This is a genomic window from Derxia gummosa DSM 723 (assembly GCF_000482785.1).
In the GTDB taxonomy this organism is placed as follows: domain Bacteria; phylum Pseudomonadota; class Gammaproteobacteria; order Burkholderiales; family Burkholderiaceae_E; genus Derxia; species Derxia gummosa.
The window spans coordinates 224,789-248,182 of sequence record NZ_AXWS01000014.1 but is presented as its reverse complement, the minus strand read 5'-3'; the positions used below and the strand labels follow the sequence as shown (position 1 = coordinate 248,182).

The window sequence follows — 23,394 nt, the reverse complement described above, 5'->3', positions numbered from 1 at the left end:
CGCGGTATAGACGGGCCGGGTCCGGCCAATGCCGAGGCGCGCGGTCATTTCCGCGCGATTCGGGCGAAGGCCGGTTCAGGCGGTTCGATTCGTGGCGCGGAGCGAGCAATGGCTGATTTCGACAAGGCATTGGCCCTGACCCTCAAGGCCGAGGGCGGCTATTCGAAGGACCCGGACGATCCGGGTGGTGAAACCTGGAAAGGCATTGCGCGCAATCGCCAGCCACGCTGGCCCGGCTGGGCATTGATCGATGCCGCCAAGAACCAGGCGAGTTTTCCGGCCAATCTCGATCAGAACGCCGATCTCCAGGAATTGGTGCGGACCTTCTACCGCAATGAATTCTGGAATCGCATTCACGGCGACGACATCGCGCAGCAGGAAGTGGCCGAGGCGATCTTCGATTTCGGCGTGAACGCGGGCGCGGCCCTGAGCGTGCGGCTGGCCCAGGCGGCGGTGCAGGCCGAGGTCGACGGCGCCGTCGGCGGCGACACGCTGGCGCGGCTCAACGCCGTCGAGCCGCATGCCTTCCTGGCGCTGTTCACCGTGGCCAAGATCGCGCGCTACGTCAGCCTGTGCGAGCAGAACGCGGGCAATCGCAAGTATTTCTATGGCTGGGTGCGGCGCGCCCTCGCGGGAGTCTGAAATGGCCAATCTGCTGACCCAGATCTTCAGCGCCGGCGCGACTTCGCTGGTGGATGCCGTGGGCAAGGCGGTCGACCGCAATTTCACGACCGACGATGAAAAGCTCGCGCGCCAGAATGAAATCGCGCGCGCCGACATGGAATTCCGCGCCGAAATGGCCCGGCTCTCGGTCGAGGAAAGAAAGGCCGTCTATGGCGACATTGCCAGCGCGCGAGAGAACCAGTCGCGGGTGCAGGAATCGGCCAATGCGAGCTGGCTTGCCAAGAACGTGCATCCGGTGCTCGCGCTGCTGATCGTGGCGGTCACCTTCCTGATGTTCGGGCTGATCATCTTCGCCAACTCCGACACCCTGGGCGGCGAGCGCAAGGAGGTCATCATCTACGTGCTGGGCGCGCTGACGACGATCTCGACCCAGGTGGTGTCCTACTTCTTCGGGTCGAGTTCGGGCAGCGCCGACAAGACGCGCACGATCGATTCGCTGCTCAAGCGCGATGCCTGAACCCGGCCGGGCCGGGCACGGGCGATTGCCCGGCGGGCCGGGCGTCGTCGGCCGGTGACGCCGCCGCGCGCGCGGTCGGTCCGGGTGCCGACACCGCCGACCCGGGCGCCGATGCCGGCCCCGATGCGGCCGCGCCGGCCGCGAAGGCCGCCACCTGGGCCACGACCCAGTCGGGCGCGTCGAGCGGCAGGTCGTGCCCGGCGCGCGCGTGCTCGCGCAGCGGCAGGCCCCACACGGCCGCGAGCCGGCGCGAGCATTGCGGGCTGACGAGGGCATCGCGCCCGCCCGCGAGCAGCAGCAGCGGCACCGGCGGCGCCTCGGCCGGCGCGCGATAGCGCATCGCGGCGCCCAGCTGGCGCAACGCGTTCGCGCCCGTCACCGGATGGCGCGCGCGCAGCTCGACCCAGCAGCCGACGATGAGCCGGCGCTCGGCGGCGGTCCAGGGCGGCAGATAGTTCGCGGCCGGATCGGCGTCGGGCGCGTAGGCGGCGGGCAGCTCCGACGGATTGCCGGCGGCGGCGCGCACATGCACGCGCGCGCTGGTCAGGCGCAGCACGCCTTCCTCCACTTCCGACGCCGACAGCCAGGGCCGCAGCAGGCCGGGCAGGCGCAGCCAGTTGCGCGGCCGCAGCCGCTGCCACGGCGGGCTGAACGGCCGCAGGCTGGTGTTGACCAGCACCGCGCGGCCGATCTCGGCCGGATGCGCGGCGGCCCAGGCGACGGCGACCATCGCGCCGAGCGACATCGCGAGCAGGTTGACGCGCGGCGCGGCGGCGGGCCGCGCGTCCGGTGAACCGTGCAATTCGGGCAAGCCTGCCGGGTCGTGCCCGGTCGTGCCGGCCGCGCGCGGCGCGGCGGCGAGGTCGGGCATCGTGCCGGCCTCGGCCCCGGCGATGAGCGTGGCCAACCCGGCCCATTGCGCGCGCAGCGCCTCGACCATCGCCTCGACGCTCGCTGGGCTGGGTTCGCCGTGCAGCACGCCGTTGCCGGGCAGGTCGAGCGCGATCACGCGTGCGCCGGGCAGGGCGGCGGCGAGGCGGTCGGGCAGGTCGCCCCAGTGGCCGGTCTCGCGCGTGAGGCCGCGCAGCAGCAGCCAGGTGTCGGCGGATGGCGTGGCGCGGGCGTTCATTCGTGGCTCCGCGCAGGCGTGCGCGCGGTCCGGCCGTCGGCGCGCGCCGGCGCGTACCAGCGCGCGATCGCCGCCGCCCGTCCGGCCTCGCGCTCGGCCTCGGTGGCGGGCAGCCAGCGCTCGTGGCTCGCCGCCGCGCGCATCAGGAAGTCGAGCCAGGCCAGATGGCGCCGCAGCACGCGCGCCTGCCGGTGGTCGATGAGCGGATTGAAGATGCCCCGGCGCGAGAACAGCTGGCGCGGGTTCTTGCGTATCCACAGCCAGGAGCCCATCTCCAGCGTGAGCGGGAGGAAGACGCCCGGCCGGTCGAGCGCGCGCGCGTAGAGCCAGTCCCACAGGTCGCCGTGGGCGAGGTACTGGCGGCTCTGCGGCTCGAACACGTAGCGGTGATGCGGATGGGCCGCGCCGAACAGCGCGTCGAGCGCATGCAGCTCGGGCAGGTGCTCGACCGGCGCCGGACTGCAGGCCCACGGAAACCAGATGCGGTCCGCCAGGCCGAAGCCCGAATGGCAGTCGATGCTGATCGTGAGCGGCCGGCCGAGCAGCTCGCGCTCGACCGTCGCGCACACCGCCTCGGCCTCGGGCTGCATGGGCGCGCCGGCCGGCCCGCGATACCAGGGCAGTCCGGCGCTGATGCGCTGCCCGCCGACGAGGAAGGGCACGCGCGCGACCGCGTCCACCGGCGCGTTGCGCATGAGATCGACGCCGGCCGGATTGGCGCGCGTGCCGAGCCACAGCCCGCCCGGATTGACGACCGGCATGAACACGAGGCGCAGCCGCTCCAGCACGCAATGCAGCGCCGCATCCCAGCCGAGCCGGCTCGTCACATGGCGCAGGCTCGCCAGCGCGACCTGGGCGCCGATGCGTTCTAGCCCGTGCACCCCGCCGAAGATGCCGACGGCGGGCATCTTCGGATCGGGGTTGCCGAGCGTGACGACCGGCAGCGGAAAGCGCCGCCCGCCGGCCTCGATCTCGCCCGCGCTGTCGAGCCGGAAGCCGGCCCCGGCCGGCGCGGCGGCGGCGATGGCTTCGAGCTCGTCCAGCTCGGGCAGGGCGGCGGGGCGGGCGGCGTGGGCGACGGGCATCGGCGGCGGAGCGTGGCTGGGCAGTGTCGGGTGGGCAGGGCGGCGGACCGGCGGGGTGGAACCGGCATGGCGCGCGGCCGGGCGATGCGGGCAAGTGTGCCCCGGTCGGCGCGCGGCGGCGCATCGGGCATGCGCGGGGTCGGGGCGTGATGGCGCGGGCGCGACCCGGCCGGGTGGCGGCGCCGGACGGAGCCGCGATGCCACGCGAACGTCATGCGCGCTGGCTAGGGTGGCTCGGTTCACGCGCCTGCCATGGGCGGTTCATCGGGCTGCCATCGAAGGAGTTGCCATGCGAGACCTTGCCGCCACCGCCACCGCCACCGCCACCGCCACTCCAGCTTCCGCTTCCGTCGCCACCACCACCGCTTCCGCCGGCGCCGCCGATGCTCGCCCCGTGCCCCGCGCCCCGGTCGCGGACGACGGTGCCGGCCATGCCGCCGGTGCCGGGCCGGCTTGCCCGCGCGCGTCCCGGCCCGGCGCGCCGCGCGATGGCGCGGTGGTGCGCCGGCACGCGGGCGCGGCGGGCGTGGCGCTGCTGCTCGGGCTGCTGGGCGGCGCGGTGGAGCTGGTGGCGCTGTGGCGCGCGCGGCTGCTGTCCGGGACGGGCGCGATCCATGACGGACCGCGTCGGCGCGTCGGACCGGCCTGACCACGCCCCGCCGCGCCGGCTGACGCGCGGGCGCGGCGCCGTCCCGCGTCGCGCCCGCCGCGCGCCCACCACACTGCCCGCTCCGCCGCCACCGCGCGGCACCGCGAAGGAGAGGGGCGATGAACCGCAAGCAACGCCTCGTGATGCTCGTGCTCGCCAGCGTTCTGGCGCTCGCGGCTGGCCTGGCGCTCGGCCAGCAGGCCGGCTCGACCACCCTCGGCATCACCCAGACCGAGGTGAAGGAACTCATCAACGGCTGGAGCGCGAAGCGCCAGATCCTCGGCGCGACGGTGTGGAACGAGAACCGCGAGAAGGTGGGCTCGGTGGACGACATCATCGTCGCGCCCGACCGCTCGGTGTCCTACGCGATCGTGGGCAGTGGCGGCTTCGTCGGCCTGGGCAAGCACCAGGTGGCGATCCCGGTGCAGCAGTTCACGCAGCGCGAGGGCCGGCTGCTGCTGCCCGGCGCGACCCGGGACGCGATCAAGGCGCTGCCGGAGTTCGAGTACGCCGAGCCGGCACGGCGCTGACGGCGCTGGCGGTGGCGAGCCGGACGGCGGCCTTGCCGCCGGTTGCGATTGCGTCCGATCAGCCGCGCGGCGGCTCGGCGAGGCGCGCGTGCATCGCGGCGATGCCTTCCGGCGGCACGCGGCCGGCGTCGGCCACGAGCGCGAGCTGGCGCCGTGTCAGCTCGCGGTAGAAGGCGCCGTGCTCGCGCGCGAGGTCGGCGGAGGCGAGTGCCAAATTGGTGGTGGCGCCGTCGGCCGTCGCATGCTCGGCCGGGGGCGATACCGCGCCGCCGGCCGCATGCGCCGCCGCCGCGCCGCGCCGCGCCGCTTCGGCATCGAGCGCGTCCAGCGCCGCGAGGTGGCGTGCGATCACGCCCACATCGCCGCGTGACGGTGGCCCCGACACCGCGCCCGCCAGCCCCCGGCTCTCGGCCGCGGCGAGCGTCCCGCGCGCGATCGGCAGCAGCGCCGCGAGCGCCTGCGCGGGCGGCACGCCGAAGCTCGCCCAGACCCGCGCGGCCTCGTCGAGCAGCGTGAGCAGGAAGCTCGCCGCCATCCCCGCCGAGGCGTGGTAGCGCGCCCGCGCGCCGGGTGGCAGCGCGAAGGGCCGCAGGCCGACGCCGGCGGCGAGCGCGTCGAGCGGCGCGGCGAGCGCGGCCGGCGCCTCGATGGCCACCGCCGCGCCCGCGAGCTGGCCGATCGCCACGTCCGGGTCGGAAAAGATCTGCAAGGGGTGGAAGCCGCCCGCGAGCGCGCCGGCGCGCGTGGCGGTGTCGAGCGCGGTCAGCTCGGTCGCGCCGCTGCAATGCACGACGCCCTGGCCGGCGCGCCAGCGCAGGGCGTCGGCCACGCTGGCGATCGCATCGTCGGGCACGGTGATGAACACGAGATCGGCCGCGTCGGCGGCGGCCTGGGGCGCGAGCGCGCGGCAGCCGTCGATGCGCGCGGCGAGCGCGGCGGCCGAGGCCGGATCGCGGCTGGCGATGGCGACGACGCGCGCGCCGGCCCCGGCGAAGGCGCGCGCCAGGCTGCTGGCGAGTCGGCCGGCGCCGATGAAGGCGATGGCGGGCGCGGCGGGAAAGGGCTGGGTCATGGCAAGGGCGTGACGCGGAAGGCAGGGCGGGGAGGATGCCGCAGCCGGCCCGCGCCGACGACGTCCGGCCGGGCGGTCATGACGGACGACCTCGGATCCATCCGCTCCGGCCGTCCGTCGCCCGGAATCCGTCCGTCGGACTTGCGTGCTGCCACGGATTGCCCGACGGAAGCGGCGCCCACAGGCTTGCCGGAAAGGCCGGCGATAACGGCCGCGAGGGCGGACGGCACGACAACGGCGGCATCGGGGGTGGAGTTGGGGGAAATCGACGACGCGGCCCGCGCGGGCCGAGCCGGCCCGGCCCGGGAGCCGTCGCCACCGCAGGCGGCGGACGAGCCGGGCGGCGCGCGCCACGAAGGCGCCGGCCAGTGGTGGCTGCTGGCCGCGCTGGTCTGGGCCGCGCTGGTGGCGCTCACGGGCGTGCTGGTCGCCGGCCAGCGTCTGGCCGACTACCGCGCCGGCGTGCGCGACGAGATCGACGAGCGTCTCGCCGGCGCGCTGCACGACATCGAAGTGAGCTTCCGCCAGTGGGCCGCGCTGCCGTTCACGGTGGCTCGGCTGCCCGCCGTCGTCGACTTTCTGCGGCATGGCCATGGCCCGGTCGCGCCCGCCGCCAGCCAGGACGAGGTCGTGCTGCAGCGCCGACGCCTCATCGGCCAGGCCGAGGTGCCGGCCATGTCGAGCTGGCTGTTCCATTTCACGCGCGAGTTCGAGGTGCGGCAGGCGCTGGTCGTCAACCGCGCGGGCGTGGTGCTGGCCGACAGCGCCTTCGCGGCCGGGCAGAGGGACGTGATCGGCAACCACGTGGGCGACCGCGCCGCCGTCATCGATGCGCTGCGCGCGGGGCGCGGCTCGATGTTCTCGGTCGGCGCCACGTCGGACGGCGGGGGTGATTTCAGCTTCGCCGCGCGTGTCGAGGATGCCGCCGGCACAGGACTGGGGGTGCTCGTCTTCGCCGTCGGCTCGGAGGCGCTGGCGCGGCTGTTCAGCGGTCGCAAGGGCGGCATCGTCGTGCTGACCGATGCCGAGGGCGTGATCGTCGCGGGCAACCAGCCAGCGCTGATGCTGGCGCGCCTGCCGCTGCCGGCACAGGTGGACGGCGCGCCCGGCGCCTGGCGCGGCCCGCGCGGCGGCGCGGTGACGTCCGGTGGCGCGCATGGCGCGGCGGCGGGTCCGGGTGCCGTGCCCGGCGGGACGCCGCCCGGCTGGATCGCCACTGACTACCGCCTCGGCGCCGAGACGCTGCCGGCGCTTCGCATCGACGACCGGCTGCATCTCGCGCGCGGCGCCGACCTGCCCGGCCATCCCTACCGGCTGTGGGTGGTGGAGGCCTTCGACCGCGAGGTGGAGCTGCTGTTCGACGCCATCAATGTGGCGCTGCTGGCGCTGCTCGCGGGCTGGTCGCTGCTGTGGCTGACCTGGCGCGGCCGCGAGCGCGACCGGCTGGTGCATCACACCCGGCGCGAGCTGCTCGACATGATTGCGTCGCTGCCGCTGGCGCTGTTCCGCTACCGCATCGGGCCGGGCGGGCGGCCCGAGTTCGGCTTCGTGGGCGGCGACACGCGGCGCATCTTCGGTCTCGATGCCGACCAGCTCCAGGCCGAGCCCCAGCGACCCTGGCGCGCGCTCGGCCTCGATCCGCTGCGCCCGCCCGCCGCCACCCGCGTGGTGCAGATCGCCGCCGACGGCCGCGACCGCTGGATCGCGGTGGAAAGCCGAGTCTCGCGCGACGTCGACGGCGCCGAGCTGCACGACGGCTACTGGCTCGACGTGACCGACCGGCGCTCGGCGGTACGGCGCTTCGATGCCGCCTTCGAGCACGCGCCGATCGCCTTCTTCTTCTTCGACCTCGACGCCGGCATCCAGCGCAGCAATCCGGCCGCGCGCCGGCTGTTCGGCGCCGAGGGCGCCACCGCGCTCAACGGCCTGTTCCCGTGGCGCCCGCCGCTGTCGCCGCTGGTCCAGCCCGACGGCATCACGAGCGAGGACCATGTGGCCTCGCGCGGCCTCGCGCGGCTCGAAAGCGGCGGCGCGCTGCGCTTCGACTGGGTGCACACGCGGCTCGACGGCGGCAGCTTCGCGGCCAGCGCGGCGCTGCTGCGCGTGGGCGAGGAGGGGCAGTTCTTCTGCATCCTCGACGACATCAGCGCGCGCAAGCAGTCGGAGGACGCGCTGCGCGCCGCGAGCCAGGCGGCGCTCGAAGCCACGCGCGCCAAGAGCGCCTTCCTGGCCAACATGAGCCACGAGATCCGCACGCCGATGAACGCGATCATCGGCATGACGCGGCTCGCGCTCATGGACGAGAACCTGCCGGCGCGCCCGCGCGAGCAGGTGGGCAAGGCCAACCGCGCGGCGCACGACCTGCTGGGGCTGCTCGACGACGTGCTCGACATGTCGAAGATCGAGGCCGGCCGGCTGGAGCTGGAGCGCGTGCCCTTCGCGCCGCGCGAGCTGGTCGAGCAGACGCTCGACCTCGTGGCGGTGGCGGCCGAGCGCAAGGGGCTGGCGCTGCGCGCGAGCCTGCCGGCCGACCTGCCGGCGCGGCTGCTGGGCGACCCGACGCGGCTGCGCCAGGTGCTGGTGAACCTGGTGAGCAACGCGGTCAAGTTCACGGAGCGCGGCAGCGTGACGCTGGGGCTGGAATTCGGCCCGGTCCGCGCGGGCGAGCGGCTGATGCGCGGCTGGGTGCGCGACACCGGCATCGGCATGAGCGGCGAGCAGATCGCGCGGCTGTTCCAGCCCTTCGTGCAGGGCGACAGCTCGACCACGCGCCGCTATGGCGGCAGCGGCCTGGGCCTGAGCATCTGCCGGGCGCTGGTCGAGCGCATGGGCGGCACGATCCGGGCCGAAAGCGTGCCGGGGCAGGGGAGCTGCTTCCACTTCGATGCCCAGCTGGGCGTGGTGGCGCAGACCGACGAGGCCGGCGGGTCGGCGCCGGCGGCTTTGACGTCCGAGTCCGGGTCCGCCTCGGCGACCATGCCGTCCACGCCCGCGCCTCTGCGCGAGCGCGGCTGGGAGCCCTCGGTGGAGCGGGTGGCGAGGATGTCGGGACTGGCGATGTGGGCGGAACCGGACGCCTTGCCGGCCGAAGGCGCCGCGCGGCCAGCCGAGACACCCGGTCCGGCCCGCGCTCCCGAGCCGCGGCCGCTGCCCGATCTGTCCGGTCTGCGCGTGCTGCTCGTGGACGACAGTCCGGTCAACCTCGAAGTCGCGCGCGAACTGCTGCGTCACGCCGGCGTCGAGGTCCTGACCGCCGAGGGCGGCGCGGCCGCGCTCGCCCTGCTCGACGCCGACACGCGCTTCGACTGCGTGCTCATGGACTGCCAGATGCCCGATATCGACGGCTACGAGGTCACGCGCGCGATCCGCGCCCGGCCGGCGCTCGCCGGCCTGCCGGTGGTCGCCATGACGGCCGGCGTGCTCGACGACGACCGCGAGCGTGCTCTCGCCGCCGGCATGGACGACCATCTCGGCAAGCCACTCGACGTGCCGAGGCTGTACGCGATGGTCGGACGCTGGGGGCGACAGGGGCGGCAGGGCTGAACGGCCCGGCGGCCGAGCGGCGCGCCGGCCGCGGGACGTTTCAGCCGCCGGGGTTTCCGCTGCCGATCACCGATCGCGCCAGCGCCTCGCCGTTGAGGAAGGCCGCCTCGACCCGCGCACCGCCGAGAAAGTCGCCGCAGGCGCCGAGGCCGAGCGCCGCGTCCCACCACGGCGCGCCGGTCGTGAGCGGGCTGGCCTCGGCCGGCCGGGCATAGCGCCAGCGGTGCGCGACCGCATGCCGCACGCCAAGCGCGGCCGCATCGGGGCCGAGCGCGGCGCGCAGCGCGTCGAGCAGCAGCGGCACGATCTCGGCGGCATCGCGTTCGAGATGGCGGGCGCTCCAGTCGGCGCGGGCCTGGGCGACCCAGTGCGCCTGGCCGGTGGCGCCCGGTCGGCCTGGCTTGCTGTCGTTGCGCGCCAGCCAGGCGAGCGGCCCTTGCGCGGGCCAGGTCGCGTCGAAGGGCCAGTCGGGCGCGTCGGTGATGGCCATGAGCGTCCAGCACGGCAGCATCGGCGTCGAGCGCGCGGCGGCGGCCCAGTCGGGGCGATGCCCGGCGAGCAGCGCGGCGGCCTGCTCGGCCGGCATGGCGAGCAGCACCACGTCGAACGGCTCGGGATGCGTCGTCTCGCCGAGCCGCAGGCGCCAGCGCCCGTCCGGCTCGCGTTGCAGCGCCGTCACCTGGGCCTGGAGATGCAGCGGCAGGCCATCGGCGAGGCGGCGCGCGAGTTCGGGCATGCCGGGCAGGGCGACGTGGCGGGCGTCGCGGGCGGGAGCGTCGGTCGAAGTGGCGGCTGCGGAGGCCGAGGCGGTGGTCGCGGGAACCTCGGCTGTGTCCTGCGCGTCGGCTGGTGCGTCGGCCTTGCCGGCGAGGCTGCCGGCGCGGGGCTTGCCGGCGATGCGGGGCGTCCAGGGCGCGATCCAGCCGGCGGCCGTGCCGGCCTCGACGACGGCGCGGAAGTCGGGGTGGCGCGCGGTGAAGTACTGCGCGCCGTGGTCGAAGGCGAATGGCGTGGCGCCGGGCTGGTCGACGGTGATCGGGAGGCTGGCGTCGGCGGGGGCACTGCCGCGTCGGGTGGACATGCGACCGCCGGGGCCGCGTGCCTTGTCGAACAGCACGGCGTGGTGGCCGGCCAGCGCGAGCCGGCGCGCGCAGGCGGCGCCGGACACGCCGGCACCGACGATGGCGATGTGAAGCGGAGGGTTGGGCATCGGAAGACAGGGCGGGGCGCGGCGGGATGCCGCGCCGAAGCGGAGCAGACCGCGCGATCCGCCCGGGGTTCCGCGCGGCCCGTTCCCCCGGCCGGCGCGACGCCCGACAGCCCGACCCTCAGCCGGCCATCAGCTCGGCGAGGATGCGCGTCCAGTGCGAGTACAGCGCGAAATGCCCGGCCTCCGGCAGCGTCACCACGCGTGCGAGCGGCAGGCGCGCCGCGAGCCGGTGCGCGCCTTCGATGCCGACCCGCGCGTCGTTCTCGCCGTGCCACAGCCGAACCGGCAGCGCGAGACGGTCGAGCGCGAGGCCCCAGTCGCGCGCCAGCAGCAGGATCTCGGTGGCGAGATCCTGGTCGCCGCGCCGCACGCCGGCGAGCAGACCCTGGGCATAGCTCGCGCGCAGGCGCGGATCGGCGAGCGCGAGCCGGTCGGTCTCGGTCGCGCCTTCGAGCGTCTGCTCCAGATAGCGGTACACATCGGCGCGGATGCCCTTGACCATCGAGCGCAGCAGCGGCGGCAGCAGGCCGGGCGCATGGCGCGCGACCATCAGGCTCATGCGCAGGCTGGTCGCGCAGGCGCTGAAATCGTCGATGCGCTCGACCGGCGGCATCGCCGCCACCAGCCCCAGATGCTCGACGCGCGCCGGATCGGCCAGTGCCACCGCCAGCGCATAAGGCGCGCCGGCGCCATGGCCGAGCAGCGAATAGCTGCCGAGTTGCAGATGCTCGGCCAGCGCGGCCACGTCGCGCGCCCAGCTCGCGATGCTGCGCTCGGGATGCGGATCGGAGTCGCCGCTGCCCGGGCGCTCGGCCACGATCAGCCGCACCCGCAGGCGGTGCAGCACGGCGTCGTCGGGATGGCGCAGGAAGCGCGAGCCCGCCAGGTCGTGCATGAGCAGCAGCGGGCGGCCCTCGGCCGGGCCGCTGTCGGCATAGGCCAGCCAGCGGCCATCGGGCAGGCGCAGACCGAGATGGTCGGCGCCGCTGTTCACGAGGCTGCCGGGCGCCTGCACCGCGTAGGGTGCAAGCGCTTGCGCGGCATGCGGCGCGGGCAGGCTCGGCGTGCCCGCGCCAGGCAGGTCGGCGCGCGGCGCCTGGAGCCACAGCGGGCTCGAATAGATGGCCTGGAGCAACTCGGGCTGACGCCGCACGCCCACCTTCGAGAACACGCGCTTCAGGTGGGTCTTGACCGTGTTGAGCGACACCGACAGTCCGACGGCGATCTCCTCCAGGCTGCGGCCGAGCGTGATCTGCTGGGTCACGCGGGCCTCGGCCGGCGTGAGGCCGAACAGCGCGCTCAGGCCTTCCTGCGACATCGCGCGCGAGGCATGGCTCGCGGCCATGACGAGGTAGTGTGGATCGGTGCCCGCCGGCCCGAGCCGGCTCACCCACACCGACACCGCGCCCGGCATGCCGGCCTGGCCGAGGCGCAGCGGCAGCTCGCCCTCGCCCGACTGGGCGCGCGACAGCGTGCCGGCCAGCGCGTCGCGCGGCCGCGAGACGAGGCGACCGGCTTCCTGCACCAGCGCGCCGCCTTCTCGCGTGAGCGCTTGCAGGGCGTGGTTCATGCAGAGCACGGCGCCGTCGCCGCGCACGACGGCCATGCCGAGCGGCAGGCGGTCGAGCACGCCGTCGAGCAGGTCGCGCGAGCTTTCGGCATCGGCCAGCCGGCGCTGCATGTCGTGGGCGCGCACGAAATGCGGCGCGAGCAGCGCGAGCAGGCCGTTGTCGCCGCCGGCCGGCGAGCCGGGGCGGTCGAGAAAGGCCGACAGATGATCGAGCAGCTGGGGCCACAGGCCCGGGCGCGAGGCGGTGTCGTAGATCAGGCCGATGAGATCGGAAAGCCTGCTATGGGTATCACTTGGTACTGGCATGGGGGCCGATCCTAGCGACGGCTAGGCGTTGCTCGGCATCGGTCCAGACGGGAACGTGAACTAGTCGCCGAAGCGGCTGAAGTTCACGCGCGAGGGTGACGCCGCAGCTGCACATTCGCGCGGGATTCCCCTTGCGTCATCCCGTTTTATGGGTTAGCCGGCCCCCCGTCTTTGTCACCTTGAAATCTGCGGGAAAGCCTCGTGCCAGCTAGGAAACTCTCCTAGGTGTCAGGACTGGAGAGTTTCGTGGAGTGCAATGAACTCCTGGGTGAGCTTGTGGCGCGGGTCGAGATGGATCATCGGACTGGCCTGCTCGTGCGATTCGCGGATGCGGACCGAGGCGCTGATGAAGGGCTGGAGCACCGGCAGGCCTTCGTCGATCAGTTCCTGCACGAGCCGCTGCGGCAGGCTGGCGCGCGGCTGGAACTGGTTGACCACGATGCCGCCCACCTTGAGCTTCGCGTTGTGGTCGGCCTGAATCTCGCGCACGTTGTCGAGCAGCGCGTAGAGCGCGCGGCGCGAGAAGTCGTCGCAGTCGAAGGGGATGAGGCAGGCGTCGGCCGCGATGAGCGCCGAGCGTGTGTAGAAGTTGAGCGCCGGCGGCGTGTCGACGTAGATGCGGTCGAAGTCGCCGTCGAGCTCGCCGAGCAGCTCGCGCAGCTTGTAGATCTTGTGCCGCGATTCGAGCTTGGACTGGATCTCCTCCAGGTCGGGCGAGGAAGGCAGCAGCGAGAGGTTCTCGAACGGTGTCGCGCTGATGAAGTCGGCCGTCGGCCGGGCGCGGATCACGAACTTGAGCGTCTGGTCGAAGTACTCGGCCAGATGCGGGCGCTCCTCGGCCGAGGCGTCGCCCAGCAGGTAGTGCGACGAATTGCCCTGCGGATCGAGATCGACCACCAGCGTTCGCAGGCCCTGCGCGGCGCTGATCGCGGCGAGGTTGCAGGTGATGGTGGACTTGCCGACGCCGCCCTTCTGGTTGAACACCACGTACCGCATGAACCGATCCTTCGCGTGAGGGAGATGCAGGAGCTGGAAGCCCTGCATCGTCGCATGGCGCGCTTACTCCGCCGCGTCGGCGGCGGGCGCTTCGAGCGGGCCGGCGGCGAGGCCGCGACGCAGCAGCGCGGCGACCGCGTCGTCGAGGCTCAGGCCGGCGGCGGCGGCGGCTTCGCGGGCCTCGTTGGCGAGCGTCAGCTCGATCTTCACCGCGAAGGGCACAAGGCCGCGCGCGGCGTCGAGCTTGCGGCGCTCGCGCTTGTCGAGCACGGCGCCGGCGGCGAAACGGTCGGGCGGCAGGTTGGCGCGCAGTGCGTTGTCGAGCTTCAGGCCCTTGCGCTTTTCGAGTTCGGTGCGCTTCATCGTCATGGTCTTGCTCCGGGAAGTTGGCGCCGAGGCCGGCGCGCGAGGGCGCGCATTGTGCCCGCGCGGGCGCCGGGCGCGAACCGTGCGCGGTCGGGCGGCCCGATGCCGGCGTCAGCGCAGCGCGCCGAACACCTTCTCGGCCAGCTTGCTGCCGGCCTGGAGCGGATTGGCGCGGATCGCCTTCTCCTCGTCGCCGATGGCGGTGAACAGCGCCGCCAGCGCCTTGCTCGTCACCCAGGTCTCGACCGAGCGCTCGGGCCCGTCGAGCAGGCCGGCGCCCGCGACCTTGCCGGCGAGCGCGTTGTACTGCGTGGCGAGGCCCGACTTGTCGGTCACGCCCTTCACGATCGGCAGGAACCTCGCGCCGAGCTGGTCGGACGTCTTCGCGCGGAAGTAGTCGGTCGCCGAGGTGTCGCCGCCGGTGAGGATGCGCTTGGCGTCGTCCACCTTCATGTCGCGCAGCGCGCCGACGAGCAGCGGCTTGGCCAGCGGCACGGCCTGCTCGGCGGCGCGGTTCATCGCCACGTCGAGGTCGTCGAGCGCCTTGCCCTGGCCGGCGAGCGCGAGCAGCGGGCGCGCCTGTTCGAGCACGGCGGGCGGATGGATGCGCAGCTTCGGATTGCCGAGAAAGCCGTCGGTCGTGCCGAGCCGGCCGACCGCCGCGCCGATGCCCTGTTCGAGCGCGGCGCGCAGGCCGCCGCTGGCGTCGGCGGACGACAGCGCGTCGAGCGCGCCGGCGCGCGCGGGCAGGGCCGGCAGCCCGAGGACGGCGAGGGTCGGCGCGGCGGCGAGCAGGCGGCGGCGGGCGTGGAAACGGTTCATGGGGTTCTCCTGATGCGCCCGGCGCGGCGCGGAAGGCGCGCCGTCAGGCCGGGGAAGGCGGCATGGTGGCCCGATCGGGCGCCGCATGCGCCGGGGCGGCCGGGTTCCGCCGTCCGACGGAAGCCGAGATGCCCCGGCGGCGCCCCGCGCCGGCGGCGGCCGGACCGGCGGCACGCAAATGCCCGGCCCGACGCCGGACGGTCGGCGACAATCGCCGCCCTTTCGCATTCCACCGAGGCCGGCCGCATGACATCCCCCACGACTCCGTCCGCCGCGCCCGCCGCCGATGCGGCGCCGACTGCCGGCACGGCCGCTGCCGCCCAGTCGGCGCCCGCCGCTGCCGCCGGCGCGCCCGCCATCCCGCAACTGCGCTGGACCGACGGCGCCGGCCAGACCCATGCCGCGCGCTGGCGCTCCGAGGCCGGCATCGCGCCGCCGAAGCGCGTCGTGCTCGCCGACGACAGTCTCACCGCCGACGCCGCCTACCGCCTCGCCTGCGAGGGCACGGCGCTGCTCTGGGTCGGCGACTTCCAGAACGCGCGCCAGCTGCTCCAGGCGATGGGCCGGCGCGTCGGCCAGCTGCCCGAGCGCAAGCAGCGCAAGCGCAACGCGCCGGCCGCGAAGGCCGCCGGCAAGGCGGGCGCGGCGGCGGCCACGGCACCGGTGCCCGGTGGCGCGGCAGGCGGTGCGTCGCGGGGCGGCCAGCCCGCCGATCGCCTCGCGCCCGGCGCCGTCATCGCCACCGCCGACTTCCACCGCCATCGCCTCGCCCAGGCCCAGCGCGCGCGAACCCTCGGCATGCTGCTCATCCCGCTCGAAGGCGACGGCGCCATCCCGCTGCGCCGCGCGCCCGACGTGCGCGAGGCCTGCGCCGAAGCCTGGGGCGCGCCCGACGGCGAGCGCTCAGTGGTGTCGCTGCGCGAACTGCTCGGCCTCGTCGGCGCGCACGAATGGCGCCGCAACGGCGTCGAGATCGGGCCGCTCGGCGGCGCGCGCATCCATCCGCATTACGGCGTGTTCTCGCCGGTGCGCGGCGAATACCTGAGCCTGCTCGCGCGCGCGCCGCTGCCGGCCGCGGCGACGTCCGTGGCGCCGGCTGCCGGCGGCCAAACCGCCGGGGCCGCCGCGCCGTCGGGCGCCGCCGACGACGGCCGGGGCCTCGCCTTCGACATCGGCACCGGCACCGGCGTCATCGCCGCGCTGCTCGCGCGCCGGGGCGTGGCGCGCATCGTCGCCACGGACCTCGACCCGCGCGCGCTTGCCTGCGCCGCCGACAACCTCGACCGCCTCGGCCTCGCCGACCGCGTCACGCTCGAAGCCGCCGACCTCTTTCCCGCCGGCCGCGCCAGCCTCGTCGTCTGCAATCCGCCCTGGCTGCCCGGCAAGCCCGCCGCGCCAGTCGAGCGCGCGGTGTACGACCCCGACAGCCGCATGCTGCGCGGCTTCCTCGCCGGCCTGCGCGACCACCTCGCGCCCGGCGGCGAGGGCTGGCTCATCGTCTCCAACCTCGCCGAACTGCTCGGCCTGCGCGCGAAGGGCGAACTGGAAGGCTGGATCGCCGCCGCCGGCCTGAGCGTGATCGACCGCGCCGAAGCCCGCCCGCGCCATCCCAAGGCGCTCGACCCGAGCGATCCGCTGCATGCCGCGCGCATGCGCGAGGTGACGCGGCTGTGGCGGCTGACCGCCGCCGATGCCGCCTGAGATCCGCTCCGGCCGGTCGCGGCCCCGGCCGGGACCGTTGCCGGCAAGACCGCGACCACGATCGCCTCTCGCTCCAGGCGGGATGGCAGCGCCAGAAGCTTTCGGCAAGCCTTCTTGAATGTGTGTCGAAATTCACGGATTTCCGCTCTTCTCCATGATCGGCGGCATGCGGTGCGAGCACGCGCCGCCTTGCCGATCAACGAAGACCGGGAGTCCTCATGCCTCATCGCCCTTGCGTCGCGCTCGCCTGCGGGTTCTTGCTTTCCCTCGTGCTTTCCGCCTGTGGCGGCGGGGGCGGCAGTGACGGCGGCGGCGGCGGCACCGGCGGCACGCCGGCCGTGGCCGCCGCCGTCGACCTGCCCGACGGCGCCTCGGTCGGCAACGCGCAATGGGCCAACGGCGATACGTCCAGCGGCGGCCAGGGCGGCAGCGTCGGCGGGCTGGCCTGCGGCCTGACGGGCGGCGCCTTCCACATCCATACCCAACTCTCGATCTATGCCAACGGCACGCGAGTCGCCGTGCCGGCCGGCATCGGCGCGGTCGGCAGCAGCGGCGCGGCTGGCGCCTGCAAGTACCCGATCCACACCAACGACGCCTCCGGCAAGCTGCATGTGATCGCCGCGACGGCGGCCGACTACACGCTCGGCCAGTTCTTCGCGATCTGGGGCCGGGCGCTGTCGTCGGGCGAGGTGGGCGGCGTGACCGGCACCGTCACGGCCTGGATCAACGACAACGGCAGCCTCGTGCCCGTGAGCGACCCCGCCACCATCGTGCTGCGCGACCACCGCCAGATCGTGCTCGTGATCGGCACGCCGCCCGCGAGCGTGGCCAGCTACCGCTGGGACGATCCGCCCGCCCTCGCCGCGCCCGTCACCCTGCTCGCCACCGACACCATCGGCACCAACTACTGGCCGGCCGGCGACACCACCTCGGGCGGCCGGGGCCAGACGGTGGCCGGGCTGGAGTGCGGAACGATGGACGAGACCTACCACGTGCATGCCCACCTGAGCATCTTCCTGAACGGCCAGCAGCTCGCGGTGCCGGACCACGTCGGGCTGTTGCAGGGGCCGACCGGCTGCACCTACAGCACGCACACGCACGACACGAGCGGCAAGCTGCATGTCGAGGCGCCTGCGCCGGCGCGGTTCACGCTCGCGCAGTTCTTCGCGGTGTGGGGCCGGCCGCTGACGACCGCGAACGTGGCCGATCTGGCGGGTACGCCGGTGCAGGCGTGGATCAACGATGGCTATGACCTGTATCGCTGGACCGGCGATCCGGGCGAGATCGAGCTGACCTCGCATCGGGGCATCACGCTGCTCGTGGGATCGGCGCCGGCGAGCATTCCGGCGTTCGTTTGGACGGGGAACTGAGGCGGTGATCGGCGCTTGATGGAAGCGGGGGGCGCGGCGGTGCGCGGGTGGCGGCGGCCCGACCGCAACGGACGCGCCCGCCGCCTCGGCGGCGGGAACCCCGCGCACGCGGCAGCACGCCGGCCGGGCCGCCGCCACCCGCGCACCGCCGCTTCCGGTTCATGAGCCGCCGGGGCCGCGTCGCGGCCCTTCCGGTCAAGGCGCCGTGCTTGCGGCCGCTCCGCTTCAATGACAGTCACAAGCACCGGCGCATGACCGCGTTGCGCAACGCCACGCCGCGCACCGTCACCACCTGACGCCTCACCACCTCGAAGCCCATCCGCGCGAAGAAACCCTCCGCCGTCAGGCTCACCTCGGCATGCAGTTCGGTGATGCCGCGTCCGCGCGCCTCCGCCTCGACGCGCGCCATCAGCGCCCGCGCCACGCCGCGCCCGTTCGCCCGCGCGGCGACGAAAAAGTGGTCGATCAGCCCCGACGCCTGCACATCCGCATACCCCACCGGCTCGCCCGCCAGCACCGCCACGAACGGATCAAGCCGCGCCATCAGTCTGGCCCACACCGCCGGCTCGTGATCGGCCGGCGCCCAGGCATCGAGCTGCCCCGGCGAGTAATCGCGGCAAGCCACCTCACGCACCGCCGAGCAGAACACCCCGCGCAGCGCCGGCGCATCGGCAGGCTCGAAGCGGCGGATGAACAAGGACGGCGCGGCAGCCGACGAACTGGCAGGCAGGGGCATGAGCATGGGCAAGTGGCGGATGGAAAGGTGAGAAGCGTGAAGGCGCCCCGCGAGCGCGGGGATGCGAGCGTGATTGATGGCGAGTGCGAGTGCGAGTGCGAGTGCGAGTGCGAGTGCGAGTGCGAGTGCGAGGCGAGGCGAGGCGAGGCGAGGCGAGGCCGGGCCGGTGCTTCCCTCCGCGACGTGCGCAGCACGAGCCGTCCGGCTTCCGCGTTCACGAGGCGGGGCGCGCGAGGGGGTGAGGGTCGGGCGCCTTCTGCGCCGCCGGGTGGAGGTTGCGGAGTCGGGGAGGACGGCGCAGCCGTCCAGGGGCGGATGTCTGAGCCTTGCCCCGTCGGGGCAAGGCGAGTTCCCGCCCCGGCCCCGACGCAGCAACCGGAGCCCGGGCACCCGCCGCAGGCGGGCGGCGCAGTCGGCGGCCGACCCTCACCCCCTCGCGCGCCCCGCCGCTCTCACCGCAAGACCGCCGACCCGCAACGCAAGCCGCAAGCCGCAAGCCGCAACCGCAGCGCAACCCGCGGCACCCCCCGCAACCCGCCTACCCCGCCACCGCCCGAGTCACCGCGAAGATCAGCAGCCCGATCAACCCCCCCACCACCGTCCCGTTGATCCGCACCCATTGCAGATCGCGCCCCAGATTGCGCTCCAGCTCCGCCGTCATCGCCTCCGTCTCCCAGGCCATCACCCGCGCCACGATGTAGCGCCGGATGTCCTCGCGGTAGCGCGCCACCAGCGGCGGCGCCGCCGCCAGCACCTGCTCGTTGATCCAGTCCTGCATCGCCCGGTCGTCCGCCAGCTGTCGCCCCAGCGTCAGCGCCATCGCCGAGATGCGCGCGCCGATCGCCGAATCCTCGCGCGCCAGATCGGCGCGCAGCCAGCCGAGCAGATCGCGCCACAGCTCCCGCAGCCAGTCCGACAGCGCGGGATGCCGCAATGCCTGATCGCGGATCTGCTCGCCGCGCAGCCGGAAGGCCGGGTCATGCTTGAGCTTGTCGATGAACTGGGCGACGAAGTCGTCGAACTTCAGCCGCAACTCGTGCTGCGGGTCGGCCGCCATCTCGCCCAGCAGCCGGCCCACGCCCGACACCAGCTTGTTCGCCGCGAAATTGCCCGCCACGTTCTTCAGCCCGAGGTAGCGCAGATAGCCCAGCTCCTCGCCGATCGCGCCCGCGATGCGCTGCTGCACCGCCTCGTCGTCGAGCAGCAGCGCGATCTGCATCAGCACCTCGTCGAGCATGGCCTGATGGCGCCGGTCGGCCGTCAGCACGTCGAGCAGCCGGCCCGCGAGTTCGGCGAAATCCACCGTCTCGAGCTTGCGCACGATGGTCACGCGCAGCCAGCGCCGCAGCCGGTCGTCGTCGAAGGCCGCGAGCCCGTAGCGCCCGAGCGCCACCAGATGCCGCCCGACCGCCTGAGCATTGGCCGGCTGCGCCAGCCAGCCCGCGAGCCGCGCGCCAGCGTCGAACTCGCGCAGCTTGGCCAGCACCTGCGCATCGCTCAGGAAGTGGGCGCAGATGAAGTCGGCCAGGTTCTCGCCGATGCGCGCCTTGTTGGCCGGCACGATGGCCGTGTGCGGGATCGGCAGGCCGAGCGGATGGCGGAACAGCGCCACCACCGCGAACCAGTCGGCCATCGCGCCGACCATCGCCGCCTCGGCGAAGGCTGCGACGTAGTCCCAGGCGGGATGCGTGTTGTGCAGTGCAGCAGCAATCACGTAGAGCAGGGCGGCGGCGGCCAGCAGGCCGAGCGCGAGATGCTGGATCGGAAGGCGCATCGCGGTGGCGGAGAGGACGGTGTACGCAGGAGCGGACGCCGTGGGAGTGAAAAAAGTGGCGGAAAGCGGCCCCGGATCGCGCCATGTTCGCCCAGCCCGCCACGGCCGGGGTGACAGTGATGCTGCAAAGGTTTGCAGTCACTGCGCCGTGTGCGGATGCAGCACGATTTGACCGATCAAGGTCACGCAAGCCTGACTACAATCCGCGCCCCTTTGCTCTGCCGGCCTTGACCATGACCGACTTCCCCACCGCTTCGACCCCCACCGACATCACCGGCGCCGCGCGCCTGTCGGGACACTGGGGCTACCGCCTCGCGGGCGATTTCGTCTGCCTCAACGCCGGCATCGACTGGGCCGACGGCGCCGACGATTCGCTCGCCTTCGCGCTGCAACTGCGCGCCCGGCCCCAGGGCGGCGCCGCCGCCGACACCGTGACCGTGGCCGAACTGCGCCAGGACGGCGGCCGCCCCGCCTGGGTCGAGGGCTGGACCGCCGCGCTGCCGCCGGCCGGCGGCCAGTCCTGGACGATGGAGCTCGCGCTCGTCGCCGGCCAGCCCGGCCGCTACGACACGCTGCTCGACCGCGTCGAGTTCGCCCAGACCCAGGACTTCGTGCAGCCGCGCTTCGCGGGCGCGGCGGGCTACCGCTTCGTCGGCAACGCGGGCGAACCGGCCTTCGCCAACGCGCGCGTCCAGCTCGCCGCCGACGCGATCGAGAACCCGCGCGCCGCCGGCAACCTGAGCGGCGACCTCGCGCTCGAACTCTGGGCGCTCGACCGGCCCTATCGCGGCGGCGCCTTCGCCGGCATCCGCGTCGGCGGCGTGGCGCTCGACCGCCTCGGCGGCGGCGAACGGGCCGAGGCCATCGTCGTCGAATCCGAAGCCGCGCCGCTGCCCGCCGGCGACTGGCGCCTCGTGCTGATGCTGCGCGAATGGACGCCCGCCGGCCTGCTGACGCGCGACTACATCGAGTTCGCCGAGCCGCATGTGGTGACGGCGCGCTACTTCGGCGAGACGGTGACGACCGCGACCGAGCCGGCAATCGACGCGCCGGCCGAAACGGCCCCGGCCGCCGAAGCCGCGCCCGTCACTGAAGCCGCCCCGGCCGCCGAAGCCACCCCGGCCGCCGAAGCCACCCCGGCCGACATCGCGGAAAGCGCCGCCGAGCCGGTCGTCGCTGCCGCCGCCGTCATCGAGCTGCCGGTGCCGGACGAAGCCGCCGCCACCGACGTCGCCGCCACCCCCGCGCAGCCCGCCAAGGTGGCGAAGGCCGACAAGCCCGCGAAGGCCGACAAGGCCGCGAAGCCCGCCAAGGCCAGGAACGCCGCCGAGCCGGCCGCCTCCGATCCCGACCTCGTCTCGGTCAACAACGGCACCGAGGCCCAGCTGCTGTCGGTCAAGGGCATGAGCAAGCCGGTGGCCAAGGCCATCATCAAGGGCCGCCCGTACCACACGATCGACGCCCTGCTCGACGTGAAGGGCGTCGGCCCCAAGCTGCTCGACAAGCTGCGCCCCGCGATCAAGCTCTAAGCCGGCTCCGGTTACAGTCCGGTCTCCCGCGCAGCACCGCGACGGCGGGCGCCCCTTCCGGCGAAGGGCGCGCCCCTCGGGCGCCTCGGCAGCCGCGCGGCCGGCCTCGCGCCGGGCCGCAAGCGTGATGTTCGTGACCGGACGTCACCGTGCCCGCCGCCGCCGCGCCGCCCGCCGCCCCCGCCCGCTCTCCTCCCCGACCACGGGCATACCCCGTGGTCCGTCAGTTTCGCGACCGTGTCACCGTTGAATCGTCAGCGGCGACGCGCGCCCGCTGCCGGCAAGCATTGCTCACCGGCCCGTCACGCACCGGCCGTCACGATCGCGATTCGACAAGGAGACACCCCTCATGCGCCGCACCCGCAACGCCAAGATCGTCGCCACCCTCGGCCCGGCCAGCTCCGACCGCGCCGCCATCGCCGCGCTGTTCTCCGCCGGCGCCGACGTGTTCCGCTTCAACTTCAGCCACGGCAGCCATGACGACCACGCGCGCCGCCTGGAAATCGTGCGCGACATCGAGCGCGAGACCGGCCGCCCGATCGCCGTGCTGGCCGATCTGCAAGGCCCCAAGCTGCGCATCGGCCGCTTCGCCGACGGCCCGATCACCCTCGCCGAGGGCGCCGAATTCACGCTCGACCTCGACGCCGACCGCCCCGGCGACGCGAGCCGCGTGCCGATGCCGCATCCGGAAATCTTCGTCGCCCTGCATCGCGGCACCTCGCTGCTGCTCGACGACGGCCGCATCCGGCTCGAAGTGCTGGCCTGCGACAGCAGCCACGCCCGCACCCGCGTCATCAACGGCGGGCCGCTGTCCGACCGCAAGGGCGTGAACGTGCCCGGCGTGGTGCTGCCGATGTCGGCGCTGACGGCCAAGGATCGCATCGACCTCGACTTCGCGCTGGAGCACGGCTTCGACTGGGTGGCGCTGAGCTTCGTGCAGCGCGCCGCCGACATCGCCGAGATCGGCCAGATCGTGAAGAAGCGCGCCGGCATCGTCGCCAAGCTCGAAAAGCCCTCGGCCATCGAGGCGCTCGACGCCATCGTGGACGTGGCCGACGCGCTCATGGTGGCGCGCGGCGACCTCGGCGTGGAGCTGCCGGCCGAGCGCGTGCCCGCGATCCAGAAGCGCATCGTCCGCGCCTGCCGCAAGGCCGGAAAGCCCGTGATAGTCGCGACGCAGATGCTGGAGTCGATGACGGCCGCGCCCGTGCCCACGCGCGCCGAGGCGTCGGACGTGGCGACCGCCATCTACGACGGCGCCGACGCGGTGATGCTGTCGGCCGAATCGGCCTCGGGCCGCTACCCGGTCGAGGCGGTGGCGATGATGAACCGCATCCTCGAACAGACCGAGTCCGACCCCTACTACCGCGAGGTGGTGGACGCCTCGCACACCGACCCCAAGCCGACCGCCGCCGACGCCGTCGGCTACGCGGTGCGACAGGCGACCGCGCTGCTCAACGCCTGCGCCACCGTCGCCTACACGAGCAGCGGCTATTCGGCGATCCGCATGTCGCGCGAGCGGCCCAAGGCGCCCATCGTCGGCATGACGCCGCACCTCGCCACCGCGCGCCGGCTGGCGCTGGTGTGGGGCGTGCATCCGGTCAAGTGCGTGGAGGTGGAGCGCGTCGGGCAGATGAGCACGCTGGCCTGCCGCACGGTGATGGAGCAGGGCTTCGGGCGGGCGGGGCAGTTCATCGTCATCTCGGCGGGGCTGCCGTTCCGCGAGTCGGGCACGACCAACCTGATGCGCGTGGTCGAACTCAAGGAGCGCGCCTGCTGAACCGGCACGGGCGCGGCCGCGCGTTTCGCGCCGTGAACGGCACCGGCGCCGGCCGCGGCGGCCGGCCCGCGCGGCCACCGACCGG

At 74.0% G+C, this 23,394-nt stretch carries 19 protein-coding genes; 9 read left to right on the top strand and 10 right to left on the bottom strand.

All coding sequences use genetic code 11. The features are described 5' to 3' along the window. Positions 1–108: 108 nt before the first annotated feature. Positions 109–642 carry a glycoside hydrolase family 108 protein gene (locus H566_RS0114525; protein WP_028312000.1) on the top strand — a complete coding sequence of 178 codons (534 nt, stop codon included), beginning with the start codon at positions 109–111 and terminating at the stop codon, positions 640–642. Position 643: 1 nt separating this feature from the next. Next, positions 644–1,141: a hypothetical protein gene (locus H566_RS0114520; RefSeq protein ID WP_028311999.1), complete on the top strand. Its 498-nt coding sequence runs from the start codon at positions 644–646 to the stop codon at positions 1,139–1,141. On the opposite strand, the gene H566_RS25340 is transcribed toward H566_RS0114520, so the two are convergent. Both H566_RS25340 and H566_RS25335 read right to left on the bottom strand, forming a co-directional pair. Next, complete coding sequence (locus H566_RS25340) at positions 1,125–2,270, bottom strand: alpha/beta fold hydrolase (RefSeq protein WP_051378796.1); 1,146 nt, start codon at positions 2,268–2,270, stop codon at positions 1,125–1,127. The two genes, H566_RS0114520 and H566_RS25340, sit on opposite strands and share 17 nt — an antisense overlap. Then, on the bottom strand, positions 2,267–3,355 hold the full coding sequence (locus tag H566_RS25335; RefSeq protein WP_051378795.1) for a M14 family zinc carboxypeptidase: 1,089 nt from the start codon (positions 3,353–3,355) through the stop codon (positions 2,267–2,269). The genes H566_RS25340 and H566_RS25335 overlap by 4 nt, the downstream gene beginning before the upstream one ends. Positions 3,356–3,644: 289 nt before the next feature. Between H566_RS25335 and H566_RS29110 the strand changes: the two genes are divergently transcribed. Both H566_RS29110 and H566_RS0114500 read left to right on the top strand, forming a co-directional pair. Beyond that, the gene (locus H566_RS29110; protein WP_028311998.1) at positions 3,645–4,004 is read left to right on the top strand and encodes a hypothetical protein; all 360 of its coding nucleotides are present in this window, start codon (positions 3,645–3,647) and stop codon (positions 4,002–4,004) included. Positions 4,005–4,123: 119 nt separating this feature from the next. After that, positions 4,124–4,534: a PRC-barrel domain-containing protein gene (locus tag H566_RS0114500; RefSeq protein ID WP_028311997.1), complete on the top strand. Its 411-nt coding sequence runs from the start codon at positions 4,124–4,126 to the stop codon at positions 4,532–4,534. A gap of 58 nt (positions 4,535–4,592) precedes the next feature. On the opposite strand, the gene H566_RS25325 is transcribed toward H566_RS0114500, so the two are convergent. Continuing rightward, entirely contained in the window at positions 4,593–5,606 is a 1,014-nt protein-coding gene (locus H566_RS25325; protein WP_034411838.1) for a DUF2520 domain-containing protein, read from the bottom strand. 249 nt (positions 5,607–5,855) lie between these two features. Between H566_RS25325 and H566_RS27565 the strand changes: the two genes are divergently transcribed. After that, positions 5,856–9,149 (top strand): ATP-binding protein, encoded by a 3,294-nt coding sequence (locus H566_RS27565; RefSeq protein WP_156924446.1) that lies wholly within the window; start codon positions 5,856–5,858, stop codon positions 9,147–9,149. Between the two features lie 40 nt (positions 9,150–9,189). Here the strand turns inward: H566_RS27565 and H566_RS0114485 are convergent, their stop codons facing one another. The 5 genes from H566_RS0114485 to H566_RS0114465 form a co-directional block, all read right to left on the bottom strand. Further along, entirely contained in the window at positions 9,190–10,359 is a 1,170-nt protein-coding gene (locus H566_RS0114485) for an NAD(P)/FAD-dependent oxidoreductase (RefSeq protein WP_028311995.1), read from the bottom strand. A 118-nt stretch (positions 10,360–10,477) separates the two neighbouring features. Continuing rightward, positions 10,478–12,235, bottom strand: a complete 1,758-nt coding sequence (locus tag H566_RS0114480) for an alpha/beta fold hydrolase (protein ID WP_028311994.1) — start codon at positions 12,233–12,235, stop codon at positions 10,478–10,480. Positions 12,236–12,463: 228 nt separating this feature from the next. Further along, a complete protein-coding gene (locus tag H566_RS0114475; RefSeq protein WP_028311993.1) occupies positions 12,464–13,231 on the bottom strand; it encodes a ParA family protein in 768 nt (255 codons plus the stop codon). Between the two features lie 63 nt (positions 13,232–13,294). Continuing rightward, positions 13,295–13,600, bottom strand: a complete 306-nt coding sequence (locus H566_RS25315; RefSeq protein WP_051378794.1) for a hypothetical protein — start codon at positions 13,598–13,600, stop codon at positions 13,295–13,297. Positions 13,601–13,708: 108 nt separating this feature from the next. Further along, positions 13,709–14,419 carry a DUF4197 domain-containing protein gene (locus tag H566_RS0114465; RefSeq protein WP_028311992.1) on the bottom strand — a complete coding sequence of 237 codons (711 nt, stop codon included), beginning with the start codon at positions 14,417–14,419 and terminating at the stop codon, positions 13,709–13,711. A gap of 246 nt (positions 14,420–14,665) precedes the next feature. Here H566_RS0114465 and H566_RS0114460 point away from each other — a divergent pair, with 246 nt between their 5' ends. Then, complete coding sequence (locus H566_RS0114460; RefSeq protein WP_156924445.1) at positions 14,666–16,120, top strand: methyltransferase; 1,455 nt, start codon at positions 14,666–14,668, stop codon at positions 16,118–16,120. 218 nt (positions 16,121–16,338) lie between these two features. Next, a complete protein-coding gene (locus tag H566_RS25310) occupies positions 16,339–17,490 on the top strand; it encodes a hypothetical protein (protein ID WP_028311990.1) in 1,152 nt (383 codons plus the stop codon). 235 nt (positions 17,491–17,725) lie between these two features. On the opposite strand, the gene H566_RS0114450 is transcribed toward H566_RS25310, so the two are convergent. Both H566_RS0114450 and H566_RS0114445 read right to left on the bottom strand, forming a co-directional pair. Next, complete coding sequence (locus H566_RS0114450; RefSeq protein ID WP_245591364.1) at positions 17,726–18,232, bottom strand: GNAT family N-acetyltransferase; 507 nt, start codon at positions 18,230–18,232, stop codon at positions 17,726–17,728. A 532-nt stretch (positions 18,233–18,764) separates the two neighbouring features. Next, positions 18,765–20,000 carry a DUF445 domain-containing protein gene (locus H566_RS0114445; protein WP_028311988.1) on the bottom strand — a complete coding sequence of 412 codons (1,236 nt, stop codon included), beginning with the start codon at positions 19,998–20,000 and terminating at the stop codon, positions 18,765–18,767. A 233-nt stretch (positions 20,001–20,233) separates the two neighbouring features. Between H566_RS0114445 and H566_RS27560 the strand changes: the two genes are divergently transcribed. Next, on the top strand, positions 20,234–21,529 hold the full coding sequence (locus H566_RS27560; protein WP_051378792.1) for a ComEA family DNA-binding protein: 1,296 nt from the start codon (positions 20,234–20,236) through the stop codon (positions 21,527–21,529). Between the two features lie 349 nt (positions 21,530–21,878). Next, entirely contained in the window at positions 21,879–23,309 is a 1,431-nt protein-coding gene (pyk, locus tag H566_RS0114435) for a pyruvate kinase (RefSeq protein ID WP_028311987.1), read from the top strand. Positions 23,310–23,394 lie beyond the last annotated feature (85 nt).